25 protein-coding genes are annotated in these 24,399 nt (G+C 69.6%); 22 read left to right on the plus strand and 3 right to left on the minus strand.

Features of this window, described 5'->3' with window-relative positions:
* Positions 1-18: 18 nt before the first annotated feature.
* From D9V41_RS04150 to D9V41_RS04175, 6 genes are read left to right on the plus strand one after another with little or no spacing between them, the layout of a single operon-like run.
* On the plus strand, positions 19-417 hold the full coding sequence (locus tag D9V41_RS04150; RefSeq protein WP_166375907.1) for a TOBE domain-containing protein: 399 nt from the start codon (positions 19-21) through the stop codon (positions 415-417).
* Positions 414-1,166 (plus strand): molybdate ABC transporter substrate-binding protein, encoded by a 753-nt coding sequence (gene modA, locus D9V41_RS04155; protein WP_121793266.1) that lies wholly within the window; start codon positions 414-416, stop codon positions 1,164-1,166. Before D9V41_RS04150 ends, modA begins: the two co-directional genes overlap by 4 nt.
* Positions 1,163-2,689: an ABC transporter permease gene (locus D9V41_RS04160; RefSeq protein ID WP_121793267.1), complete on the plus strand. Its 1,527-nt coding sequence runs from the start codon at positions 1,163-1,165 to the stop codon at positions 2,687-2,689. Before modA ends, D9V41_RS04160 begins: the two co-directional genes overlap by 4 nt.
* A gap of 5 nt (positions 2,690-2,694) precedes the next feature.
* Entirely contained in the window at positions 2,695-3,726 is a 1,032-nt protein-coding gene (moaA, locus tag D9V41_RS04165; protein WP_121793268.1) for a GTP 3',8-cyclase MoaA, read from the plus strand.
* Positions 3,727-3,732: 6 nt separating this feature from the next.
* Positions 3,733-3,987, plus strand: a complete 255-nt coding sequence (locus D9V41_RS04170; RefSeq protein WP_121793269.1) for a MoaD/ThiS family protein — start codon at positions 3,733-3,735, stop codon at positions 3,985-3,987.
* A complete protein-coding gene (locus D9V41_RS04175; RefSeq protein ID WP_121793270.1) occupies positions 3,988-4,911 on the plus strand; it encodes a tyrosine recombinase XerC in 924 nt (307 codons plus the stop codon). It abuts the gene before it with no gap.
* A 160-nt stretch (positions 4,912-5,071) separates the two neighbouring features.
* On the opposite strand, the gene D9V41_RS04180 is transcribed toward D9V41_RS04175, so the two are convergent.
* Complete coding sequence (locus tag D9V41_RS04180) at positions 5,072-5,968, minus strand: M23 family metallopeptidase (RefSeq protein WP_121793271.1); 897 nt, start codon at positions 5,966-5,968, stop codon at positions 5,072-5,074.
* A 287-nt stretch (positions 5,969-6,255) separates the two neighbouring features.
* Here D9V41_RS04180 and rpsB point away from each other — a divergent pair, with 287 nt between their 5' ends.
* The 9 genes from rpsB to D9V41_RS04225 all read left to right on the plus strand — a co-directional run bounded on the left by rpsB (position 6,256) and on the right by D9V41_RS04225 (position 14,351).
* Complete coding sequence (gene rpsB, locus D9V41_RS04185; RefSeq protein ID WP_121793272.1) at positions 6,256-7,194, plus strand: 30S ribosomal protein S2; 939 nt, start codon at positions 6,256-6,258, stop codon at positions 7,192-7,194.
* 33 nt (positions 7,195-7,227) lie between these two features.
* Entirely contained in the window at positions 7,228-8,043 is an 816-nt protein-coding gene (tsf, locus tag D9V41_RS04190) for a translation elongation factor Ts (protein ID WP_121793273.1), read from the plus strand.
* Between the two features lie 135 nt (positions 8,044-8,178).
* On the plus strand, positions 8,179-9,720 hold the full coding sequence (locus D9V41_RS04195; RefSeq protein ID WP_208006731.1) for an SLC13 family permease: 1,542 nt from the start codon (positions 8,179-8,181) through the stop codon (positions 9,718-9,720).
* 83 nt (positions 9,721-9,803) lie between these two features.
* The gene (pyrH, locus tag D9V41_RS04200) at positions 9,804-10,511 is read left to right on the plus strand and encodes a UMP kinase (protein ID WP_121793378.1); all 708 of its coding nucleotides are present in this window, start codon (positions 9,804-9,806) and stop codon (positions 10,509-10,511) included.
* Positions 10,512-10,548: 37 nt separating this feature from the next.
* Positions 10,549-11,103, plus strand: a complete 555-nt coding sequence (gene frr, locus D9V41_RS04205; RefSeq protein ID WP_208006742.1) for a ribosome recycling factor — start codon at positions 10,549-10,551, stop codon at positions 11,101-11,103.
* Positions 11,093-11,938, plus strand: a complete 846-nt coding sequence (locus D9V41_RS04210) for a phosphatidate cytidylyltransferase (RefSeq protein WP_121793275.1) — start codon at positions 11,093-11,095, stop codon at positions 11,936-11,938. Before frr ends, D9V41_RS04210 begins: the two co-directional genes overlap by 11 nt.
* A gap of 41 nt (positions 11,939-11,979) precedes the next feature.
* Positions 11,980-13,107 carry a dual-specificity RNA methyltransferase RlmN gene (gene rlmN / locus D9V41_RS04215; RefSeq protein ID WP_121793379.1) on the plus strand — a complete coding sequence of 376 codons (1,128 nt, stop codon included), beginning with the start codon at positions 11,980-11,982 and terminating at the stop codon, positions 13,105-13,107.
* A 56-nt stretch (positions 13,108-13,163) separates the two neighbouring features.
* Positions 13,164-13,898 carry an enoyl-CoA hydratase gene (locus D9V41_RS04220; RefSeq protein WP_208006732.1) on the plus strand — a complete coding sequence of 245 codons (735 nt, stop codon included), beginning with the start codon at positions 13,164-13,166 and terminating at the stop codon, positions 13,896-13,898.
* Positions 13,899-13,901: 3 nt separating this feature from the next.
* Positions 13,902-14,351 (plus strand): AMP-binding protein, encoded by a 450-nt coding sequence (locus D9V41_RS04225; RefSeq protein WP_121793276.1) that lies wholly within the window; start codon positions 13,902-13,904, stop codon positions 14,349-14,351.
* A 6-nt stretch (positions 14,352-14,357) separates the two neighbouring features.
* Here D9V41_RS04225 and D9V41_RS04230 read toward each other — a convergent pair whose 3' ends face one another.
* Complete coding sequence (locus D9V41_RS04230; protein ID WP_121793277.1) at positions 14,358-15,002, minus strand: response regulator; 645 nt, start codon at positions 15,000-15,002, stop codon at positions 14,358-14,360.
* On the minus strand, positions 14,999-16,147 hold the full coding sequence (locus D9V41_RS04235; protein ID WP_208006743.1) for a sensor histidine kinase: 1,149 nt from the start codon (positions 16,145-16,147) through the stop codon (positions 14,999-15,001). The genes D9V41_RS04230 and D9V41_RS04235 overlap by 4 nt, the downstream gene beginning before the upstream one ends.
* Before the next feature lie 114 nt (positions 16,148-16,261).
* On the opposite strand from D9V41_RS04235, the gene D9V41_RS04240 reads away from it, so the two are divergent.
* Genes D9V41_RS04240 through D9V41_RS04270 form a run of 7 tightly spaced genes read left to right on the plus strand, consistent with a single transcriptional unit; the run spans position 16,262 to position 24,397 of the window.
* Positions 16,262-17,176 (plus strand): ABC transporter ATP-binding protein, encoded by a 915-nt coding sequence (locus D9V41_RS04240; RefSeq protein ID WP_121793381.1) that lies wholly within the window; start codon positions 16,262-16,264, stop codon positions 17,174-17,176.
* On the plus strand, positions 17,173-17,997 hold the full coding sequence (locus tag D9V41_RS04245; protein ID WP_121793279.1) for an ABC transporter permease: 825 nt from the start codon (positions 17,173-17,175) through the stop codon (positions 17,995-17,997). Before D9V41_RS04240 ends, D9V41_RS04245 begins: the two co-directional genes overlap by 4 nt.
* A gap of 35 nt (positions 17,998-18,032) precedes the next feature.
* On the plus strand, positions 18,033-19,241 hold the full coding sequence (dxr, locus tag D9V41_RS04250; RefSeq protein WP_121793280.1) for a 1-deoxy-D-xylulose-5-phosphate reductoisomerase: 1,209 nt from the start codon (positions 18,033-18,035) through the stop codon (positions 19,239-19,241).
* On the plus strand, positions 19,238-20,551 hold the full coding sequence (locus D9V41_RS04255; RefSeq protein WP_121793281.1) for a M50 family metallopeptidase: 1,314 nt from the start codon (positions 19,238-19,240) through the stop codon (positions 20,549-20,551). The genes dxr and D9V41_RS04255 overlap by 4 nt, the downstream gene beginning before the upstream one ends.
* Positions 20,548-21,705, plus strand: a complete 1,158-nt coding sequence (gene ispG, locus D9V41_RS04260; protein ID WP_121793282.1) for a flavodoxin-dependent (E)-4-hydroxy-3-methylbut-2-enyl-diphosphate synthase — start codon at positions 20,548-20,550, stop codon at positions 21,703-21,705. Before D9V41_RS04255 ends, ispG begins: the two co-directional genes overlap by 4 nt.
* A 42-nt stretch (positions 21,706-21,747) precedes the next feature.
* Positions 21,748-22,599, plus strand: coding sequence for a GNAT family N-acetyltransferase (locus tag D9V41_RS04265; protein ID WP_121793283.1), 852 nt, complete (start codon positions 21,748-21,750; stop codon positions 22,597-22,599).
* A 55-nt stretch (positions 22,600-22,654) separates the two neighbouring features.
* Positions 22,655-24,397, plus strand: a complete 1,743-nt coding sequence (locus D9V41_RS04270) for a proline--tRNA ligase (protein ID WP_208006744.1) — start codon at positions 22,655-22,657, stop codon at positions 24,395-24,397.
* The last annotated feature ends 2 nt before the right edge of the window (positions 24,398-24,399 follow it).

The raw sequence follows: 24,399 nt of genomic DNA on the forward strand, positions 1-24,399 counted from the left end.
GCCGATATGCTCGACATTGTGACGCAGATCCGAGTTTCCGAAGCGGCTGCCTTCCTGGGTGTCAGCACGGACACCGTTCGGCGGCTGCTGTCCGCCAATGAGTTGGAGGCCGCCGGTGGCAGTCCGGTCACGGTCGACGGCGCGAGCCTCGGGCGCTATGCCCGCGACCACGCGGTCGCGCCGGCGGATCGACTCGGGGTGGCGCGGTCAGCCCGCAATCGCTTCGTCGGAATCGTGACGGAGGTCGTGAGCGACGCGGTGATGTCGCAGGTCGAGTTGCAGTGCGGTCCGCATCGAGTCGTGTCCCTGATGAGCACGGAGTCCGTTCGCGATCTGGGCCTCGAGCCCGGTGTCGTCGCAACGGCGGTCGTCAAAGCCACGACCGTCATCGTCGAGACGGCGGAGGGCGACCGATGAGGCGTCCCGTCCTCGCGGTCCTGCTCCTCGTGCTCGCCGCGACGAGTGCCTGCGCCGAATCGGCCGAGACCGAGCGTCGCACCCTGACGGTGTTCGCGGCCGCCTCGCTCACGGACGTGTTCGAGGACATCGCCGCCGACTTCGAGGCGGAACACCCGGGCGTGGACGTCCAGTTGTCCTTCGCCGGTTCCTCCGACCTCGCGCAGCAGATCGTCGAAGGTGCGCCGGCTGACGTGTTCGCCGCGGCCGACGAGCGGACGATGACCACCGTCGTCGAGGCGGAGCTCGCCGAGGAGCCCGAACGCTTCGCCACCAACCGGCTGACGATCGCGGTGCCCGCCGGAAACCCTGCCGGGATCGAACGGTTAGCGGATCTGTCCCGGCCGGACGTCACGACCGTGCTGTGTGCGCCTCAGGTCCCATGCGGTGCGCTGAGTGCCCAGCTGCTCGCACGCGCCGGAGTGCCGGCGCGCCCAGCGAGCGAGGAGTCGTCGGTCAGCGGAGTCCTCACCGCGGTTTCCGAGGGGCAGGCCGACGCCGGCCTCGTGTACGTCACGGACATCGCGCGAGGTGGCGATCGCGTGGCCGCGGTCGACCCGAAGACCTCTTCCGCCGAGGACATCGTGCGGTACCCCGCGGCTGTGCTCGCCGACACCGAGCACCCCGATCTCGCTGCGGCGTTCGTGGACTTCATCGTGACCGGGCCCGGTGCGGAACGGCTCAGGACCGCCGGCTTCGGAGCGCCATGAGACCCCGCGCTGTCGGCGTACCGCGGGCGGCGATCGGCATCGCCGTGATCGCCGCCGTGGCGATGGCGGTGCCGGTCGTCGCGCTGCTCGCGCGCGTCGATCCCGGTCGGCTCCCGGAGCTGCTCACGAGCGACAGCGCCCTGACCGCCCTGCGGCTCAGCCTGCTCACCACGTCCGTCGCCACGGTCATCTGCGTCCTCGCGGGTGTGCCGCTGGCTCTCGTGCTGGCGCGGTGCTCGTTCCCCGGCAAGGCGTTCGCGCGCGGACTGGTGCTGCTGCCGCTCGTACTCCCGCCCGTCGTGGCAGGCGTCGCGGTGCTGAGCGCGATCGGTCGCCGTGGCCTGCTCGGCGCCACCTTGGAGGCGTGGGGAGTCGAGCTGGCGTTCAGCACCGCGGCCGTCATCATCGCGCAGGTCTTCGTCGCGATGCCCTTCCTTGTGCTCAGCGTGGAAGGCGCGCTGCGCGGCGACGACGGTGGTGACGACGTCGCGGCGGCGACCCTCGGGGCGAGTCCGGCTCAAGTGTTCTGGCGAGTCACGCTTCCGCGCCTCGCTCCGGCGCTGGCCGCCGGCACCGTCCTCGTCTTCGCCCGGGCGCTCGGCGAGTTCGGCGCCACCATCACCGCCGCCGGGAGCCTGCAGGGCGTAACGCGCACGCTTCCCCTCGAGATCTACCTGCAGCGCGAGACCGATCCCGACGGGGCCGTAGCGCTCTCGGCGTTGCTGCTCGCGGTCGCGGTCGTGGTCATCGTGGTGACCTACGGCCGCCAGCGCACTGGACCGTGGCGTCGTCGCCCGGGGCCGGACCCGGCGTCCGTCGAGTGGGCCGCGCCCCGTCCCGGCGCGGCGCTGTCGGTGCGTGCCGTCGTTCCCGAGCGGGGGGTCGACGTCGAGCTCGACATCGCGGCGGGGGAGACCGTGGCCGTGGTCGGCCCGAACGGGGCGGGAAAATCGACGCTACTGTCGGTGGTCGCCGGTGTCGTCCACGCTCGTGGGTGCGCCGTGTCAGTGGGCGGCGAAGCCGTCGAGACGGCTCCGCCGCATCGCCGTGGGGTGGCGCTCCTGACGCAGCGCGGCCATCTCTTCGGCCACCTGACGGCGCTCGACAACGTCGCGTTCTCGTTGCGCGGGCCCGATCGCCGAGCGCGAGCCCGCGGTGTACTGCGACGTCTGGGTGCGGAGACCTGGCGCCGGCGGTATGCCGACCAGCTGTCGGGGGGCCAGGCGGCGCGCGTCGCGGTGGCCAGAGCCCTCGCCGCCCAGCCGCAGGTCGTGCTGCTCGACGAGCCGCTCGCCGCGCTCGACGTGGCGTCGGCCATCGACGTCCGGGCGGCCCTCGCGGAGCTGCTGGAACCGTGCACCGTCCTGCTCGTCACCCACGACGCGGCCGACCTCTCCGCCCTGGCGGATCGGGTCGTCGTGCTCGAAGAAGGACAGATCGTGGACGAGGGGAGCGTGCCCGACGTGCTGACCCGCGGTCGTACGACCTACGTCACACATCTTGGGTCGTCCGGGTCATACTGAGGAACATGTCCCCTTCGGTCGTGACGCCCAGTGCCGGTACCGGACTGCTCGATGCCCACGGCCGCGTCGCCGACGACCTGAGGATCTCGCTCACGGAGCGCTGCAATCTGCGGTGCACCTACTGCATGCCCGCGGAAGGACTGCCGCTCGCTCCCGACGATGCGCTCATGACGCGTAGCGAGATCGCTCGGCTGGCGACGCTGGCGGTGCGCGAACTCGGGGTGCGTTCCATCCGCCTGACCGGCGGAGAACCGTTGCTGCGCCGCGACCTCGTCGAGATCGTCGGCGATCTCGCCCCGCTCGACGTCGACCTCAGCCTGACGACCAACGCCGTCGGGCTCGCGTCACGCGCGCAGGCGCTCGCCGACGCCGGACTCGAGCGCATCAACATCTCGCTCGACACGCTCGATCCCACTCACGCCCAGTTGCTCAGCCGCCGGTCCTTGCTCCCTCGCGTCCTCGAGGGGATCGACGCGGCCGAGGCGGCGGGCCTGACGCCGATCAAGATCAACGCGGTGCTCATGCCCGGCGTCAACGACGGCGATGACGCCGTCGAGTTGCTGGAGTGGTGTCTGGGTCGCGATTTCGAGCTGCGGTTCATCGAGCAGATGCCGTTGGATGCCGATCGCACTTGGGACCACTCCACCTTCGTGACCGCCGCTCAGGTTCGAACGCTGCTCGAGGAGCGCGGCGTCGCGCTCCGCCCGCACCCGGCCCCGCGTGACGGAGCCCCGGCCGAGCGTTTCGACGTCTACGCGGCCGACGGCACGCGACGCGGCACGATCGGGATCATCGCGTCCATCAGCGAGCCGTTCTGCGCCGACTGTCGGCGAACACGTCTCACCGCCGAGGGAACGGTGCGGCACTGCCTCTTCGCCCGCACCGAGACGGACCTGCTCGGGCCCTTGCGCGACGGCGCGGGCGATGCGGAGCTTGCCGAGCTCTGGCGTACGGCGATGTGGGGCAAGCCGGCGGCGCATGGCATCGACGCGAGCTTCGTCGCTCCGGAACGATCGATGAGTCAGATCGGTGGGTGATCGCCCATGACGATGATTCGACTCTTCGCCGCGGCTCGCCACGCGGTCGGGCAGGGCGAGTTCACCCTCGACGGTCTCGGCCTCACCGCTCCGACCACGGTGGGCACGGTGGTGCAGGCGCTGAGCACGGTCTCGCCGGCCGCGCGCCCGGTGCTGGAGGGCTGCTCCGTGCTCGTCGACGGCGAGCGTCGCGGGTTCGGCGGCCAGGTGGAGAACGGCACGGAGACCGTCGACATCCTCCCGCCGTTCGCAGGAGGATGAGTGTCCGGCGAGGAAGAGATCAGCGAACGGTGGGCGCGCGTCCTCGGCGAGTACGAATCCCACCTGGCCCGTGAACGCGACCTGTCCGTGCACTCCGTGCGCGCGTACCTCGTCGACCTGCGCAGTCTCGCGGTGCATGCGGGGCGGCTCGGCATCGACGACCCCGCTCGACTCGATCTGCGCTCGCTGCGCAGCTGGCTGGCCAACCTCATGACCCGCGGCGCCGCGCGGACCACGCTGCAGCGCCGGTCGACGGCGGCCAGGGTCTTCACCTCCTGGCTCGCCCGCACCGGGCGCGCGGAGCAGGATGCCGGGGCCCTGCTGGCGAGTCCCAAGGCGCACCGCGAACTGCCGCCCGCGCTGAGTCAGGACGACATCCGCGCCGTCATCGATGCCATCGAGGTGGACGAGGAGGACCCGGTCGGCCTGCGCGATCTGGCCATCGTCGAAGTGTTGTACGCCACCGGCATCCGCGTCGGCGAGCTGGTCGGTGCTGATGTCGACGACGTGGATCTGGAGCGTCGCGTCATCCGCGTCTTCGGCAAGGGCCGCAAGGAGCGCGCGGTGCCCTATGGCGCGCCCGCCGGAGCAGCACTCGAAGCCTGGACCCGGCGGGGCCGACCGCGGATGGCGGCGTCGCAGAGCGGGGCCGCGCTGTTTCTCGGGGTGCGCGGGGGGCGGATCGATCCACGTACCGTTCGCCGGGTGGTGCATGACCGGTTGGGTGCGGTCGACGGCGTCGCCGATCTCGGTCCGCACGGTCTCCGGCATACCGCAGCGACCCACTTGCTCGAAGGCGGTGCCGACCTTCGATCGGTACAGGAGATCCTCGGCCACGCCTCGCTCGGTACCACTCAGATCTACACGCACGTCAGCAACGAGCGACTTCGCGCCGCCTACCGCCAAGCCCATCCCCGTGCTTGAGCGACCCTGCGGAGAACCAGCCATAGAGGGGCGAAGCCCCGTGCTTGAGCGACCCTGCGGAGAACCAGCCATAGAGGGGCGAAGCCCCGTGCTTGAGCGACTCCGCGGAGAACCAGCCATAGAGGGGCGGAGCCGCGCGCGTGAGGGGTGACCCTGCGGACTAGCCCCGAGCCGTCAGCGGGTCGACGGGGTTCCCGTCGACGAGCAGCATGAGGTGCAGGTGACAGCCGGTCGACCGCCCGGTCGTCCCCACCGCTCCGACGATGTCGCCCGCTGCGACCTCGTCGCCCACTCTGGCCGTGCGCCGGCTGAGGTGGCTGTACGACGTCGCCCGGCCGTCGTCATGGACGATCTCGACCTGCTCGCCGTAGGCGCCGCGGTATTCCGAGCGGCTCACTCGGCCGGCGGCCAGCGCCGGGACGGGTGTGCCGCACGCGGCTCCGATGTCGACGCCATCGTGCAACTTGCGCTCGCCGGTGACCGGATGGACCCGCATGCCGAACGCCGAGGTGATCGGGCCGCCGAGCAGATTGACCAGGCCGGAGCCGTTCCACCCGGGTGGTTCCGGGGGCGGGCCATCGGGAGAGATCAGTCGGAAGCGGCCGCCTGACCGGAGGCGCTCGGCCGGGTCGAGATACTCCGAGCCGCGCAGGCGCCCGAGGTTCAGACACGTGGTCGCGCACGAGGGATGACGCGGCAGCAGCGTGCCGAGCGGAGCGCCCCGGTCCACGGCGTCGCCGACCGAGACGGTCGGATCGACCGGCTGATAGGTGGACCGTTCGGTGCCGTGTTCGACGGTCACCGTCATGACACCGCCCACCTGCCCGGCGAAGGTCACCGTGCCGGCGTCGACGGCGCGTACCAGCTCGCCCGGCCGGCCGGGGAGATCGACTCCGCGGTGGCCGGGCCCGTACTCGGTGCGGGGGGCGTCGAACGCGCGTTCCACACGTTGGGTCGGCAACGGCCACGCCCAGGGGGCGGGCCGGTCGTGGGGGACCAGGGCGAGTGGGAGAGTGATGACGGCGGCGGCGAACGCGCGACGTGGAGCCAGAGCCATGACGCCAGTCCAGCCGCGGGGGGCCTCGAGCGCGAGTGTCGTGCGCGAGCCTGTGGAGAGCCGGCGCGGGTCGGCGGCGTGTGGATTTCGTCATCGTGGACCGGGCGGCTAGACTTGCCGCATCGCCTCCAACGAGGCGAAATTCGCGCGCCCGACACCGTATGACGCTCACGCCGAATGCGGGGCACGGCCTGGTCCCATCAGCCGATGGGTGGCTCGTGTCGGTTCGGACGCCAGGGGCATCGTCGCTCGACGGTGCCGTCAACCAGGCAGAGAGGAATACGGCCATGGCCGTCGTCACCATGCGTCAGCTGCTCGAGAGCGGCGTGCATTTCGGACACCAGACCCGTCGCTGGAACCCGAAGATGAAGCGTTTCATCTTCACCGAGCGCAACGGCATCTACATCATCGACCTGCAGCAGTCGCTCGCGTACATCGACGCTGCGTACGACTTCGTCAAGAGCACGGTCGCTCGCGGCGGCACGATCCTGTTCGTCGGCACCAAGCGCCAGGCGCAGGAGCCGATCGAGGAGCAGGCCAAGCGGGTCGGCATGCCCTACATCAACCAGCGCTGGCTGGGCGGCATGCTCACCAACTTCTCGACCATCAGCGCGCGTCTGCAGCGCATGAAGGAGCTCGAGGAGGTCGATTTCGACGACGTCGCGGGCTCGAACCGCACGAAGAAGGAACTCCTCCAGATGAAGCGCGAGTACGACAAGCTCTCGCGCACGCTGGGTGGTATCCGCGACATGCACCGCACGCCCAACGCCGTGTGGATCGTCGACACCAAGAAGGAGCACCTCGCGGTCGACGAGGCCAAGAAGCTGGGCATCCCCGTCGTCGCGATCCTCGACACCAACTGCGATCCCGATGACGTCGACTACCCGATCCCGGGCAACGACGACGCCATCCGTTCGGTCGGTCTGCTCACGCGTGTCGTCGCCGACGCCGTGGCCGAGGGCCTGATGGCCCGCGGCGGTGCCAAGTCCGGCGAGGAGACCCCGGGCAGCGAGCTCGGCGCCGAGGAGCCGCTGGCCGACTGGGAGCGCGAGCTGCTCGAGGGCAAGGACGCTGCGCAGACCGGTCCGGTCTCGCCGTCCACCGCCGAGGCCGACGCGCCCGCCGAGGCGTCCTCGATCGAGGAGGCCAAGGCCGAGACCGCCGACCCGACGCCGGCTGAGACCGCGGAGGCTGCCGCCCCCGGCGCCGACAAGCCGGCCGAGTGACCATCTGATTCGATCCAGAAACGAGACAGACCTATGGCAATCACTGCTGCCGACGTCAAGAAGCTCCGGGACGCCACGGGCGCCGGAATGATGGACGCCAAGAAGGCGCTGACCGAGGCCGACGGCGACTTCGACAAGGCCGTCGAGCTGCTCCGCATCAGCGGTGCGGCCAAGGCCGCCAAGCGGGGCGCCGAGCGCGAGGCCTCCGCAGGCCTCGTCGCGAACGCGGGAACTGCGATCGTCGAGCTCAACTCCGAGACCGACTTCGTGGCGAAGAACGATCAGTTCATCGAGCTCGCCGACCGCCTTGCTGCTGCTGCCGACGCCGCTAAGCCGGCCGACGCCGAGGCGTTCAAGAGCGTGACGCTCGACGACGGCACGACCGTCGAAGACACGATCACGGCCCTCGCCGGCGTCATCGGCGAGAAGATCGAACTCGGCCGTGTCGCCGCGTTCGACGGCCAGGTCGCGACCTACATGCACCGCCGGGCGAGCGACCTGCCGCCGGCCGTGGGCGTCCTCGTCCAGTACGAGGGCGACGATCTCGACGCCGCGCGCGGCGCCGCCATGCAGATCGCCGCGATGCGTCCGCGCTTCCTCACCCGCGAGGAGGTGCCCGCCGATGTCGTGGAGAAGGAGCGCGAGATCGCCGAAGCCACCGCGCGCGAGGAGGGCAAGCCCGAGCAGGCGCTGCCGAAGATCATCGAGGGTCGCGTCAACGGCTTCTTCAAGGAGGTCGTGCTGCTCGACCAGCCGTCGGTGACCGACAGCAAGAAGACCGTCAAGCAGGTCCTCGACGAGGCCGGCGTGACCGTCAAGCGCTTCGCGCACATCGAGGTCGGTGGCTGATCCAGGCCAGTCCGAACGAACGCCCCGCGGGACTCCCGCGGGGCGTTCGTCGTTCCCGATCGTCTCGGCGCGCAGGACAGCGCGTGCTCGCCTAACGTGGTGGTGACACAGAGCACGACACGGAGGAGCGGCACCGTGAGTAACAGCTCGCAAGTCTTCGACAAGGGGTACGGGCGGGACGAGGCGGCGGGGGCGCAGGCCGCCGAGGTGCCGTCCCGCCGACGTCGCATCCGGTGGAGCGGGATGCTGGCCGGTGTCGTCGTCGCCTTGCTGGTCTACGCCGCCCTCCCGGACGGCCTCTCCTTCGCCGGCAAGATCACCGCGAGCACGGCCGCTCTCATGGCCGTGTGGTGGATGACCGAGGCCATCCCGATCCCGGCGACCGCTCTCGTCCCGCTGATCGTCTTCCCGATCCTGGTCGATGACGTCACGGTCGACGACGTCGGCGCCTCCTACGGCAACAACATCATCTTCTTGTTCATGGGCGGCTTCATGCTGGCGCTCGCGATGCAGCGGTGGAATCTGCACCGGCGCATCGCCCTGGTCACCGTGCGGGCGATGGGAACCAACCCGGCGATGGTCGTGGCGGGCTTCATGCTCGCCACGGCGTTCATCAGCATGTGGGTCTCCAACACGGCGACCGCCGTGATGATGCTGCCGATCGGCGTCTCGGTGCTGACTCTCGTGGCCAACCTCGAGACGGCCAGCGACGAGGACGTGCGCGACGCGGTCGTGCGGTCCGACTTCGGTACCGCGCTCATGCTCGGCATCGCCTACGCCGCCTCGATCGGCTCGCTCGCGACGATCATCGGAACACCACCCAACACGTTGCTCGTCGGGTACATGGACTCGGCGCACGACCTGCAGATCGGATTCGGGCAGTGGATGCTTGTCGGTCTTCCTCTCGCGGTGGTGTTCCTGGTGATCTGCTGGGTGGTCATCACCAAGCTGCTGTTCCGGCCCGAGTTCGACGAGATCCCCGGCGGCAGGCAGATGATGACCGACGAACTCGAGAAGCTCGGCCCCATGTCGTCGAGGGAGTGGCGCGTCCTCGGCGTGTTCGTGCTCGCCGCCGCGAGCTGGGTCACCGTGCCGTTGGTGTTCGATGAGCCGCCGATCAGTGACGCCGGCATCGCGATGGTGGTGGCCGTCCTGTTGTTCCTGCTGCCGGCGGGTGCCAAGCCCGGGGTCCGGTTGCTCGACTGGAGCTCGGCGGTGCAATTGCCGTGGGGCGTGCTCCTGCTGTTCGGCGGAGGCCTTGCGTTGTCCGAGCAGTTCACCGGCAGCGGGCTGACCGAGTGGATCGGCGAGCAAACCGAGGCACTGGGCGGCGTGCCGGCCGTGGTGCTCATCGCCATCGTGGCCGCGGGCGTCCTGGCCCTGACCGAACTCACCAGCAATACGGCAACCGCCGCGACCTTCCTGCCGGTCTCCGGAGGCGTGGCGCTGGGGATCGGAATCGACCCGCTGTTCCTGGCGATCCCCGTCGCGCTCGCGGCGACGTGCGCGTTCATGCTGCCGGTCGCCACCCCACCGAACGCCATCGCGTTCGGCTCGGGATACGTCACGATCGGTCAGATGATCCGCGGTGGAGTCTGGCTCAACCTCATCGGCATCGCGCTCATCACCATCGTGAGCATGTCACTGGCGGTCTGGGTCTTCTCCATCGCCTACTAGCGCTCGCATTCGGTGCTCCATGACGGCGCGGGCCTGCTCGCCACCTCGGTGGTTCCGTCAGGCGATCCGATAGGCTCGTGGTCATGTCGCGTCGCGTGTTGCTCAAGCTGTCCGGTGAGGTTTTCGGCGGCGGACAGATCGGCATCGATCCCGACGTCGTGAGCGGCATCGCCGTCCAGGTGGCCGAGGCGGTCCAGGAGGGCGTCCAGGTCGCCATCGTCGTCGGCGGCGGCAACTTCTTCCGTGGAGCCGAGCTGAGCCAGCGCGGCATGGAGCGCTCCCGAGCGGACTACATCGGCATGCTCGGCACCGTCATGAACGCCCTCGCCCTGCAGGACTTCATCGAGAAGACCGGCGTCGAGACCCGCGTGCAGAGCGCCATCACGATGGCCCAGGTCGCCGAGCCGTACATCCCGCGCCGCGCCATGCGTCACCTCGAGAAGGGCCGGGTCGTCATCTTCGGTGCCGGGGCCGGGATGCCCTACTTCTCCACCGACACGGTCTCGGCGCAGCGGGCGCTGGAGATCAAGGCCGATGCGGTGCTGATGAGCAAGAACGGTGTCGACGGCGTCTACGACGCGGATCCGCGGACGACGCCCGAAGCCCAGAAATACGACCAGCTGACGTTCGACGAAGCGCTGGCCCGCGGTCTCAAGGTCGTCGATGCCGCAGCCTTCGCCCTGTGCATGGAGAACCGCCTGCCGATGATCGTCTTCGGCATGGAGAGCGACGGCAACATCGCCCGCGCCCTGCGCGGTGAGAAGATCGGAACACTCGTCCACGCGGGATGATCCTGCGCGTGACCCCCGACAAGGAGCAATTGACGTGATCGACCAGACCCTGCGTGATGCCGAGTCGAAGATGACGAAGGCCATCGCCCACACCCGCGAGGAGTTCGCCGCGATCCGTACGGGACGTGCGCATCCGTCGATGTTCTCGCAGATCACCGCCGACTACTACGGCACCCCGACCCCCTTGCAGCAGCTCGCGGGATTCCAGGTGCCCGAGGCGCGTACCGTCATCATCAGTCCCTACGACCAGGGTGCCAAGGGTGCGATCGAGAAGGCGATCCGCGACTCCGATCTCGGGGTCAACCCGACCGACGACGGCAAGGTCCTGCGGGTCACGCTTCCGGAGCTGACCGAGGAGCGCCGCAAGGAGTACATCAAGCTCGCTCGGGCGAAGGCCGAGGAGGGCCGCGTCGCGATCCGTGGCGTCCGCCGAGGCGCCAAGCAGGCGCTCGACAAGGCCGAGAAGGACTCCGAGATCAGCAAGGACGAGAACGTCGGCGCCGAGAAGCGCCTCGACGCGCTCACCAAGAAGTACGTCGATCAAGTGGACGAGGCACTCAAGGCGAAGGAAGCAGAGCTCCTTGACATCTGAGCCGGCTGCGCCCGTTCCGCCCTCCGGGCGGGCCGGGCGCGACCTGTCGGCGGCGATCGGCGTCGGGGTGGGTCTCGTCGCGGTCGTCCTGGCATCGCTGTTCTTCGTCAAGGACGTCTTCGTCCTCGTCGTCGCGCTGGCGCTGACGGTCGCGGTGCTCGAGTTGAGCAAGGCACTGTCCACTGCCGGCATCAAGGTGCCGGTGCCCCCGGTGCTCGTCGGCGGTCTGGTGATGCTCGGCGTCGCCTATTTCGACGAGATGGAGACGGCAGCGGCCGTCCTGGCCCTGACGGTGCTGGCGACGCTCGTCTACCGGCTCCCGCGCGGGGCCGACGGCTTCGTCCGCGACGCGACGAGCGGCGTGTTCTGCCTCGCGTATCTGTTCCTCATGGGCTCCTTCGTCGTCCGCATGCTCGACAACCCCGACGGGGCGTGGCGGATCGTCGCGTTCATCGTCGCCACCATCGCCTCGGATATCGGGGGCTACGCGGCCGGAGTGTTCTTCGGCAGACATCCGATGGCGCCGACCATCTCCCCGAAGAAGTCCTGGGAGGGCTTCGCCGGCTCGATGCTCACCGGCATCGTCCTCAGCACGCTGGTGGTCGTCTTGGCCTTGCACGGCGAGGTGTGGGTCGGTGTCGTCCTGGGCGCGGCGGCCGTGATCATGGCCACGGTGGGCGACCTGTGCGAGTCGCTCATCAAGCGCGACATCGGCGTGAAGGACATGGGCACCATCCTCCCCGGTCACGGTGGTGTCATGGACCGCCTCGACTCGCTCATCGCGGTTGCCCCGGTGGCGTACCTGGTGCTGTACCTCCTCGTCCCGGTCGCCTGACGATTCGTTCGACTCAGGGGCCGTCTGGGAGAATGGACGCCATGACCGAGCAGACCCGAGCACTCCCGCTCGTGCTGACGCCGCCCAAGGGGCGCGGCAAGCCGCCGCGGCACCTCGCCGACCTCGATGCCGCCGAACGCAAGGCCGCCGCCGAGGCGATGGGCGAGCCCGCCTTCCGGGTCAAGCAGGTCGCCACCCACTACTTCGGTCGGCTCGAGCGCGATCCCGCCCAGATGACCGACCTGCCCGCGGCGAGCCGCGACCGCATCGTGGAGTCGCTGCTTCCGCCGCTGCTCACCTCCGTCCGCACGATGGAGGCCGACGGCGGTACGACCCGCAAGACCCTGTGGCGGCTCTTCGACGGCGCGCTCGTCGAGTCGGTGCTCATGCGCTATCCCGATCGTGCCACGATCTGCGTGTCGAGCCAGGCCGGGTGCGGGATGGCCTGCCCGTTCTGTGCCACCGGTCAGGGCGGCCTGCAGCGCAACATGAGCACCGCGGAGATCATCGACCAGGTCGTCGACGGCGCCGCCGCGATGGCGCGCGGGCTCGTACCGGGCGGCCCCGGACGTTTGTCCAACGTGGTGTTCATGGGCATGGGAGAGCCGATGGCCAACTACAAGGCGGTCATCGGGGCGGTGCGGCGGATGGTCGCGCCGGCGCCCGACGGGCTCGGCATGTCCGCCCGCAACATCACCGTCAGCACCGTCGGTCTCGTGCCGCGTATGCGCCAGCTGGCCGGCGAGGGCATCCCCGTCACCCTGGCACTCTCGCTGCACGCGCCCGACGACGAGCTGCGCAACGAACTCGTCCCGATCAACACCCGCTTCTCGGTCGCGGAGACCGTGGAGGCGGCCTGGGAGTACGCCCGCACCACCAAGCGCCGCGTCTCGATCGAGTACGCGATGATGCGCGACATCAACGATCAGGCGTGGCGCGCGGACATGCTCGCCGACGTGCTCAACTCCTACGGCGACTGGGGCTGGGTGCACGTGAATCTCATTCCGCTCAACCCGACGCCCGGTTCCAAGTGGACCGCCTCGCGTCCGGAGGACGAGCGCGAGTTCGTGCGCCGCCTCGTCGCCAAGGGCATCCCCACCACGGTGCGCGACACCCGGGGATCCGACATCGACGGGGCCTGCGGCCAGCTCGCTGCCGCCGACGCCTGAGGCCGACCGCGCGGACCCGCAGCGCCGGAGCCGACGTCACTCGCTACGGTGTCGCCATGGCCTCCGATGCGATCCTCGACACCTCCCGGGACGGCGATGTCGCCGTGCTCACGTTGCGCCGCCCCGATCGACGCAACGCCCTCGACCTCGCTTTGTGCCGCGCGATCGACGCGGCCGCCCACGAGGCGGTCGCGGACGGAGCGCGAGCGCTGGTCGTCACCGGCGAGGGCACGGCGTTCTGTGCCGGTGCTGATCTGGGCGGCGTCTACGGTGACGAGTTCCTCGAGGCCCTCTACGGCATGCTGCACGGACTGACGCGGCTGCCCATCCCGATCATCGCCGCGGTGAACGGGGCCGCGATCGGCGCCGGCACGCAGCTGGCCATCGCCTGCGACTTGCGCGTCGCCGATGCGACGGCCCGTTTCGCCGTCCCGACCGCCAAGAACGGTATGGCCGTCGACGCGTGGACCATCCGGACGCTCGGAAAGCTGGCCGGCATGGGACCGGCTCGACGGCTGATGCTCGCCGCCGACTCGCTCGATCGTGACGCGGCGCTGGCGTGTGGTCTCGTCGACCGGCCCGGAACGCTGGACGACGCGCTGGCGTGGGCCCGCGAGATCGCCGCGCTCGCGCCCCTGACGCTCGCCTACAACAAACTGGTGCTCAACGGTTCCGGCGCCGACGACGCGACGATCGAGGCGGAGTTCGCCCGCGTCTGGGCGAGCGAGGACGTCAAGGAAGCCGCCCGAGCACGCACCGAGAAGCGCGCTCCCGTCTTCCAGGGGCGCTGACCCATGCCGAGCCTCGCCTTCCGCATCCTCGACCGCCACGTCGTCGAAGGCCGCGCCGACGACCCGGCTCTCGTGACGGACGAGGGCACGCTGTCGTACGCGCAGCTCCTCCACGAGTCGGCATCGCTGGCCGGCGGCCTGCGCGATCTCGGCGTCGTCCGCGGCACGCCCGTGCACGTGGACGTGCCGGAACGCCGAACCTGGGTCTTGTCGGTGCTTGCCGTCGTCCGGCTGGGCGCAGAACCCGACCCCGACGCCCGCTTCCGCGTCGCCGGGAGTCCGGCGACGGTCAGCACGCCGGGCGAGACGTACGATCTCGCGCTCGTGCTGCGCGCAGGCCGGGTGGAGCCGGCCTGCGCGCCCCTCACGGACCCGGAGGGGTACGCCGATCGCATGACGCAGCGCTACGGCGAGGTCATCTCCGCACTGTTGGACGGCGGGACGCTCACCTGACGGCCGTCAGACGAGCCCCGCGTCGTGCATCCGGATGGCGACCTGGACGCGGTTGGTGACGCCGAGCTTGGTGAAGACGTGGCCCAAGTGGACCTTGACGGTGGCCACGCTCATGAACAGCTGCGCGGCGATCTCGGCGTTCGACGCTCCTCGCGCCACCGACAGCGCGACCTCGCGCTCGCGCTCGGTGAGCTGTTCGATCGCGCGGCGGTCGTCCGCGCCGATGCCGCCCGTCGTGACGTGACGGATCAGCTGACCGGTCACGCTGGGGGAGAGGGTGGGCTCGCCGGCCGCGACTTTGCGGATGGCTTCCACGATCTGCGGGGGCGGAGTGTCCTTCAGCAGGAAGCCGCTCGCACCGGCGGCGAGGGCACGCATGACGTGGTCGTCGGCGTCGAAGGTCGTGAGCACGATGACGTGGGGCGCCGGGTCGACGGCCAGCAGTCGTTCGGTCGCTGCCAGGCCGTCCATGACCGGCATGCGGATGTCCATCAGCACGACATCGGCAGCCGGGGCGACCGAGAGCGCGGCTGCGCCGTCGCCCGCCTCGGCGACGACCTCGACGTCGGGAGCACCGCCCAGGACCATGCTCAACCCCGCTCGCACGAGCGGGTCGTCGTCGACGATGGCGACGCGGATCGAGGCGGTCATACGGGCCACGGTAGCCGGGCGCGGATCTCGAACCGTCCCTCGGGAGTGAGCCGGTGGCCGAACTCACCACCGGCCAGATGCACCCGCTCAGCCAGTCCGACGAGCCCGAGACCGGCTCCGGGCGTGCCGTTCTGCGGCCCTCCGAGCGGCAGCGGATTGCTGATGGCCATGTCGATGCCCGCGCCCGGGCTGCCTTCGACACCGACGGTCACCGCGGTGTGGGGCGCGTGCTTGCGGGCGTTCGTGAGGGACTCCTGGATCACCCGATAGGCGGTGCGTCCGGTGCTGACGGGCAGCGCGTCCAAATCGGCCTCGATCGTGTCGTCGATGAGCATGCCGGCGGCGCGTGCTTCCGCGATGAGCTCCGCGATGTCGCGAGCCGACGGCTGCGGCAGCTCCGGCGCGGCATCGCCGGAGTCGTCGCGGAGCACCCCGAGCACCTCGCGTAGTTCGACCAGCGCCTCGTGCGAGCTCGATTGGATGATCTCGGCGCTGCGGCGGATCTCCTCGGTCGTGAGATCGGTTCGGTAGGCGAGAGCGCCGGCGTGCAGCGACACCATCGAGATGCGGTGCGCCAGGACGTCGTGCATTTCGCGGGCGATCCGGGCACGCTCTGCCGTGCGCGCCTGAGCCACGCGAGCGGCCTGCTCCGATTCGGCGGTCTCCGCCCGGTCCATCAGCGTCCGCAGCAGCTCCCGTCGCGATCCGACGTACATGCCCCACACGACGACGAGCGCGGTCAACCCGATGTTGGAGGCGAGGGAGAGGAGCAGAGGATCGCGCAGGGCAGGGTCGAACTCGCTCACGATGAGTCCCGCCGCGATCGTGACGAGGCTCAGCGGGATGATCTCGCGCCAGCGCCTCCGGGTCGCCACCGAGACGAAGGCGAGCAGCGACGGACCGGCCACGCTGATGCAGACGACGGAGACCACGGTCAGCACGAGCGCGACGGTCATCGGATAGCGGCGGCGCCAGTGCAGCGCGACGAGGCTCGCGAGTCCCACGACGATGTCGAGGGCGAGCAGCCAGTCCGGGTAGCTCGGCAGTTCGGTGTAACGAGCGACGATGCTGGCCGCGCTGATCACGATGACGAGTGCATAGCGCCAGACCTCGCCCCAGAGGGTCAGCGGCGGCGGAGGAGTCATCTGCACGACGTCCAGCGTAGGAGTTCTGCGACGGCCGATTCCTACGACCTTCGGCCAGGCTTCTCATCCTCGGGTCCGATGCGCCCGGCCGATCGGCTCGGCCACGATGGAGGCATGATCACGGTTGAAAACCTGACGAAGACCTACGGGCAGTACCGGGCCGTGGACGACGTCTCCTTTGTCTGCCGACCAGGGCAGGTCACCGGCTTCCTCGGCCCCAACGGCGCGGGCAAGTCCACGACGATGCGCATCATCGCGGGGTTGACCCCGGCCGATTCGGGCAGTGCCACGATCGGGGGCGTCCGCTACCACGACATCCCCAATCCGGGCACCCAAGTCGGAGTGCTGCTCGACGCCTCCGCCCAGCACGCGGGCCGCACGGGTCGAGAGATCCTGGCCATCGGCGCGCAGACCATGGGCCTGAGCTCCTCGCGGGTCGATGAGATGCTCGAGCTGGTGGCCCTCACCCCGAGCGAGTCCAAACGACGGCTCCGCGACTACTCGCTCGGGATGCGCCAACGGCTCGGGATCGCTCATGCGCTGCTCGGCGACCCCAAGATCCTCATCCTCGACGAGCCGGCCAACGGGCTGGATCCGGCCGGTATCCACTGGATGCGCAGTCTGCTGCGCACCTACGCCGATCGCGGGGGCACGGTGTTGCTGTCGTCCCACCTGCTGCACGAGGTGCAGATCATCGCCGACGAACTCATCGTGATCGGCCAGGGACGGATCGTCGCGGAGGGCTCCAAGGATGAGCTGCTGGCCGGCGCCGGCACGTTGGTCAAGGCTGTCGACGAGCAGCGGCTCGCGGCGGTGCTCAGCGGGGCCGGCATCGCCGCCACCCCGGCCGCCAACGGCGGCCTGCAAGCCGATGCCGATCCCGCTGCCGTCGGTCGCGTCGTGGCCGGCACGGACGTCGTCCTCACCGAGCTGCGTCCCGCCGACGGCGCCGGTCTGGAGGAGATGTTCCTGCAACTCACCTCCGACACGCAACGCGAGAACACCACGATCCAAGGAGCTTCGGCATGAGCACCTCTACTCCCATCGCGATCGATACCGATCGACCCGGCGTCCCCTTCGGACGGTTGTCCAAGGTCGAGATCCGCAAGATGCTGGACACCCGCGCCGGCCGCTGGCTCCTGATCGTCACCGGCCTGCTGTTGGCGCTGACGATGGGCATCATCTTGTTGGTGATCGGCCTGAATGAGGACCTCACGATCGGTGCAAAGGGCTTCAGCGATGCCATGGTGATCCCGCTGTCGATCCTGCTGCCGGTCTTCGCCATCACGACCGTCACCGGTGAATGGGGCCAGCGCACGCACCTGGTCTCCTTCACGCTGGAACCGCGACGACTGCGCGTGGTCGCCGCCAAGCTGGTCGCTGTGCTCGCACTCGCGCTCGCGACGATCGTCGTCGCGCTGATCTTCGGCGCGCTCGGCAATCTGCTCGCGGCTTCGGTGGGCGGCTACGACCCGATCTGGAACCTCGACGTCTCGGACCTGCTGTGGACCATCGGGCTGCAGCTGGCGTTCTTCGCCATGGCGTTCGCGCTCGCGATGCTGTTCCTCAGCACCCCGGTCGCCGTCGTGGTGTTCTACGCGGTCGCCCTGATCCTGCCGCAGATGGTGTACTCCATCTTGTACGGCGTCTTCGACTGGGCTCGTGACCTCATTCCCTGGGTCGACATGAACTACGCGGCCGTGCCGCTGATGACCGGCCAGGGGATGATGGGCGAGAGCGTCGACGTCGGCGCCCTGGAGTGGGTGCGGTTCGTCGTCACCCTGGTGCTCTGGATCGCGGTCCCGGCGGCCGTGGGTCTGCGTCGCATCGCCCGGAGCGAGGTCAAGTAACCCTCGCTCGATACCAGAGGTGCGAGAATGGCGGCATGCGTCGAACGCGTGTCGCCATTCTCGGTTCCACCGGCTCCATCGGGACCCAGGCGCTGGACGTCGTCCGTGCCGCCCCCGAGCGGTTCGAGGTGGTGGCCCTGGCCGCCGGCGGGAGCGATCCGCGGCTTCTGGCTCAGCAAGCACTCGAATTCGACGTCCCGCTCGTGGCGGTCGCCCGGGCGAGCGCCCTGGAGGACGTCCAACTCGCGCTGTACGCCGAGGCTCAGCACCGCGGATGGTCGGCCGGCGACCTGCGGATCCCTCGTCTCCTCGCGGGTCCCGACGCGGCGAGCGAGGTCGCCCGGTCTGAGTCCGACGTCGTGCTCAACGGGATGACCGGTGCCGTCGGGCTGCTGCCCACGCTCGCGGCGCTCGAGGCCGGGCGCACGCTCGCGCTGGCCAACAAGGAGTCGTTGATCGTCGGTGGCCCGCTGGTCAAGGACCTCGCCAAACCCGGCCAGATCGTGCCGGTCGATTCCGAGCACTCGGCGCTCGCCCAAGCCCTCCGTGGCGAACGCGTGGAAGACGTCCGGCGCCTGCTCGTCACGGCGAGCGGAGGGCCGTTCCGGGGTAAGAGCCGCGCGGAGCTGGCGGCCGTCACGCCGGAGCAGGCCATGGCTCACCCCACGTGGGACATGGGACCGGTCATCACCATCAACTCAGCGACCCTCGTCAACAAGGGACTGGAGGTCATCGAGGCGCATCTGCTCTTCGACATCGGCTTCGACCGCATCGACGTGGTCGTCCATCCCTCCTCGGTCGTGCATTCGATGGTCGAGTTCGTCGACGGCTCCACGATGGTGCAGGCGTCGCCTCCGGACATGCGCCTGCCGATCGCGCTCGGCCTCTCCTGGCCCGACCGCGTCCCCGGGGCGGCGACCCCCTGCGACTGGAGCCGTCCGGTCGCGTGGGACTTCTTCCCGCTCGACGACGAGGCGTTCCCGGCCGTGCGCCTCGCGCGCCGGGCGGGAGAGTTCGGGCGTACCGCGCCGGCGGTCTTCAACGCCGCGAACGAGGTGTGTGTCGACGCCTTCGTCGACGGGCACTTGGACTTCCTCGGCATCGTTGACACCGTGGGCGAGGTGCTCGCGGAGCATCTGTCCGACCCGGACGCCGCCCACGACGACCTCACCCTCGAGCGCGTCCTCGCGGCCGACACCGCGGCCCGCGCCCGAGCAGCCGAACTGGTGGAGCGACGACGATGACTGCTGTGGTCTACGCCCTGGGCGTGGTGGTGTTCCTGCTCGGCGTCGCGCTGTCGATCGCTCTGCACGAGATGGGCCATATGTGGCCGGCCAAGAAGTTCGGGGTCAAGGTCACCCAGTTCTTCGTCGGCTTCGGTCGCACCGTGTGGTCGTTCCGGCGCGGAGAAACCGAGTACGGGCTCAAGGCCATTCCGCTCGGCGGCTTCGTCAAGCTCGTCGGGATGCTTCCGCCCGAACGTGGGGTGGGCTCGGCGGACGGCGACCCGCAGCACGCTCGCACCTCGAACACCGGATTGTTCACCCAGCTCGCGAGCGACGCGCGGCAGTTGGAGTACGAGACGGTCACGACCGCCGACACCGACCGGCTCTTCTACCGCAAGCCGTGGTGGCAGAAGGTCATCGTCATGGCCGGAGGGCCGACGGTCAACCTGCTGATCGCGACCCTGCTCTTCGCGGTCTCGTTCATGGGGTTCGGCGTGGCGATGCCGACGACCACGGTCGGCCAGGTCGCCGACTGCGCGATCACCGACGCCGAGGCGGGGCGCGCCTGCACGGACGCGGACCCGCCGACCCCGGCCCGACAAGCGGGGCTTCAGGCCGGGGACCTCATCACCTCGTTCGACGGCGAGCAAGTGACCTCATGGGATCAGCTCACGCGGCTCATCCGCGCCAACGGCGACCAGACGGCGACGATGAGCTTCGAGCGCGACGGAAGCGAGCGGACCGTGGACGTCACGACGTCCGTCCTCGCCCGGGCTGCGCTGGACGACCCCGAGCGGGTCGAGAACGTCGGCTTCCTCGGTGTCACCCCGACGGTCGAGGTCGAGCGGCAGGGTCCTCTCTTCGTGGTCGAGGAGATGGGTCGGATGATCAGCCAGACCGCCGAGGCGATCGTGCACTTGCCCGCACGGATGGTCGAGGTCGTCAAGGCCGTGTTCGGCGCCGAGCGGGAGCAGGACGGTCCGATCAGCATCGTCGGGGCCAGTCGGGTGGCCGGAGAGCTGGTGACGGTCGATCAGCCCACCTTCGCCGAGGGGACGCAGCGCATCATCACCCTGCTCGCGGGGCTCAACCTGTTCCTCTGGCTGTTCAATCTCATCCCGCTGCTGCCGCTCGACGGCGGTCACATCGCCGGTGCGCTCTGGGAGGCATTGCGGCGGGGATGGGCCCGCCTTCGAGGGCGCCCTGATCCGGGTTACGTCGACGTCGCCAAGATGTTGCCCGTCGCCTACGCGGTTGGTTCGGTCCTTATGCTGATGGGTGTGGTCTTGATCTTCGCGGACATCGTGAATCCGGTGAGTCTCCTATGAGCGCACAGCCCATTTCGCTCGGTATGCCCGAGGCCCCGGCGCCGGTCCTCGCCCCGCGCCGCCCCTCGCGCAAGATCCGTGTGGGGTCCGTCGAGGTGGGCGGCGACGCCCCGATCTCGGTGCAGTCCATGACCACGACGCTGACGTCCGACGTCAACGCGACGCTGCAGCAGATCGCCGAGCTCACCGCAGCCGGCTGCGACATCGTTCGGGTGGCGTGCCCCAGTCAGGACGACGCGGACGCGCTGCCGGCCATCGCCCGCAAGTCGCAGATCCCGGTCATCGCCGACATCCATTTCCAGCCCAAGTACGTCTTCGCGGCGATCGACGCCGGCTGCGCGGCGGTCCGCGTCAATCCGGGCAACATCCGCAAGTTCGACGACCAGGTGGGGGCCATCGCCAAGGCGGCCTCGGACGCCGGTGTCTCCTTGCGCATCGGCGTCAACGCGGGCTCCCTGGACAAGCGCCTGCTGGAGAAGTACGGCAAGGCCACCCCCGAGGCGCTCGTCGAGTCGGCCGTGTGGGAGGCCTCGCTGTTCGAGGAGCACGACTTCCACGACTTCAAGATCTCGGTCAAGCACAACGACCCGGTCGTCATGGTCAAGGCCTACGAGATGCTCGCCGAGCGGGGCGACTGGCCGTTGCACCTCGGCGTGACCGAGGCCGGGCCGGCCTTCCAAGGCACCATCAAGAGCGCCACGGCATTCGGCGCCCTGCTGAGCAAGGGCATCGGCGACACCATCCGCGTCTCGCTCTCGGCTCCTCCGGTCGAGGAGGTCAAGGTCGGGCTGCAGATCCTCGAGTCGCTCAACCTGCGACCGCGTCGTCTGGAGATCGTGTCCTGCCCGTCCTGCGGGCGGGCCCAGGTCGACGTCTACAAGCTCGCCGACGAGGTCACCGCCGGCCTCGACGGTCTCGAGGTGCCGCTCCGCGTCGCCGTCATGGGCTGCGTCGTCAACGGCCCCGGCGAAGCCCGCGAGGCCGACCTCGGCGTCGCCTCGGGCAACGGCAAGGGGCAGATCTTCGTCAAGGGCGAGGTCATCAAGACCGTGCCCGAGAGCAAGATCGTCGAGACCCTCATCGACGAGGCCATGCGCATCGCGGAGGGCATGGAGCCCGTCGAGGGTGGCTCGGCGTCCGTCTCCGTGAGCTGACGCCATGAGCAGGTCGGCCGTGGCTGAGTTAGGCTCCCAGCCATGACCGAAGTGGCCGCCGCGGCTACGTACGTGCGCTCGCTGTCACGCCACGACTTGCCCGAGCTCGTCGCGCTGCTCGACCGCGACCCGCTCACCAACCTGTTCGTCCGGCATCGGGTCGACGCGACGCGCATGGACCAGCGCTGGCTGGGGGCGCAGATCTGGGGATACTTCGAAGGCGGCACGCTGACCTCGGCGTGCCACGTCGGTGCGAACGTCGTGCCGGTGGAGGCGACTCCCGCGGCGATCGAGGCGTTCGCTCACCGGCTGGCCCATCGCGACGCGCAGTCCCGCTCGATCGTCGGCCCGTCCCACGTCGTCCGCCCCCTGTGGGAACGACTGCGACCGCACTGGGGCCCGGCGCGGTCCGAACGCCTCGAGCAACCGTTTCTCGTGATCGACGAGGACAGTGCCGTTCCGGCCGACGACCGGGTGCGGCCCGTCGCCATCGACGAGATCGACGCCCTCTACCCGGCGAGTGTCGCGATGTTCACCGAGGAGGTCGGCATCGATCCCACCGTCGGCGATCGGGGCGGCTACCGGGCGCGTGTCACTCAACTGGTCTCCGAGGGGTGTTCGTTCGCGATCTTCGAGAACGACGAGGTGGTCTTCAAGACCGAGGTCGGTGCCAGCACGGCGGCGGCCTGCCAGCTGCAAGGGGTGTGGGTCGACCCGCGGTACCGGGGGAGGGGGATCTCGGCGTCAGCGCTCTCGGCCGTCGTGTTCCTCGTCCGGCGGGCGTTCGCGCCCACCGTCACGCTGTACGTCAACGACTTCAACGTGCCGGCTCGCCGGCTCTACGAGACGGTGGGCTTCCGTCAGGTGGACACGTTCGCGACGATCCTGATGTGACCGGGCCTGCCGTGCGCGGCGGCCGGCGGCGCCTCGCTACCCTCGTGGCATGCGAATGTCACGGCTCTTCCTGCGCACCCTCCGCGACGATCCCGCCGACGCCGAGGTGCCGAGCCACAGGCTGCTCGTCCGTGCCGGCTACGTCCGCCGGGTGGCGCCCGGCATCTACTCCTGGCTTCCGCTGGGATTGCGGGTGCTGGCTCGCATCGAGCGCATCGTCCGCGAAGAGATGGACGCGATCGGTGCGCAGGAGGTGCGTTTCCCCGCGCTCCTGCCGCGGGAGCCGTACGAGGCGAGCAACCGGTGGACCGAGTACGGGCCCAACCTGTTCCGGCTCCAGGACCGCCGTGGCAACGACATGCTCCTCGGTCCGACGCACGAGGAGATGTTCGCGCTCGTGGTCAAGGACATGTTCTCGTCCTATAAGGACCTGCCGCTGAGCCTCTACCAGATCCAGACGAAGTACCGCGACGAGGCACGTCCCCGCGCCGGCATCCTGCGCGGCCGCGAGTTCGTCATGAAGGACTCGTACTCCTTCGACGTCGACGACGAAGGACTCGAGCGCTCCTACCAAGCCCACCGCGCCGCGTACGTGCGAATCTTCGACCGGTTGGGCTTCGACTACGCCGTCGTCAAGGCGGACTCCGGTGCGATGGGCGGTTCGGCGAGCGAGGAGTTCCTCGTCGTCGCCGAGACCGGCGAAGACACGTTCGTCCGTTCGCCGGGCGGTTACGCCGCCAACGTGGAGGCCGTCACGACGATCGTGCCCGAGGTGCAGCCGTACGACCACGTCCCGCCGGCCCACGCCGAGAACACGCCGGACACGCCCACCATCGAGACGCTGGTCGACCACCTCAACGCGGTGTTCCCGCGCGACGACGGGGCATGGACGGCGGCCGACACGCTCAAGAACGTCCTCGTCACACTGCGCTACCCCGACGGCCGGAGCGAACCGCTCGCCATCGGCCTGCCCGGCGACCGCGAGGTCGACACCAAGCGACTCGAGACGCAGGTCGCCCCGGCCGAGGTCGAGCCGTTCGGCGAGGCCGAGTTCGCGGCGTATCCCGCGCTCGTCAAGGGGTACATCGGGCCGACGGTGCTGGGGGAGAAGAGCGAGACGGGTATCCGCTACCTCGTCGATCCCCGCGTCGTGGACGGCACGCGGTGGGTCACCGGCGCCAACGTGTCCGGTTCCCACGTCATCGACCTGGTCTACGGCCGCGACTTCACGGCCGACGGCACCATCGAGGCGGCCGAGGTCAAGCCCGGCGATCCGGCTCCCGACGGCAGCGGTCCGCTCGAGCTCGCGCGCGGCATCGAGATGGGGCATGTGTTCCAGCTCGGTCGCAAGTACGCCGAGGCGCTCGGGCTGAAGGTGCTCGACGAGAACGGCAAGCTCGTGACGGTGACGATGGGCTCGTACGGCTTCGGCGTCTCGCGGGCGGTGGCGGCGATCATCGAGAACTCCTACGACGAACGCGGCATCATCTGGCCGCGCGAGGTCGCGCCGTTCGACGTGCACCTCGTCGTCGCCGGCAAGGATCCCGCGCAGTTCGCTGCCGCCGAGGAGCTCGTCGCGCAGTTCGAGAGCGCCGGGCTCGAGGTCCTCTACGACGATCGCCCGAAGGTCTCGCCCGGCGTCAAGTTCAAGGACGCCGAGCTCATCGGTATCCCGACGATCGTCGTCGTGGGCAAGGGGCTGGTCGACGGCGTCGTCGAGGTCAAGGATCGCGCGACGGGGGAGCGCCACGACGTCGCTCTCGCCGAGGTCGTCGGGACCCTCACGGCCGGCCACTGAGC

The organism is Aeromicrobium phragmitis (assembly GCF_003674095.1).
Taxonomy (GTDB): domain Bacteria; phylum Actinomycetota; class Actinomycetes; order Propionibacteriales; family Nocardioidaceae; genus Aeromicrobium; species Aeromicrobium phragmitis.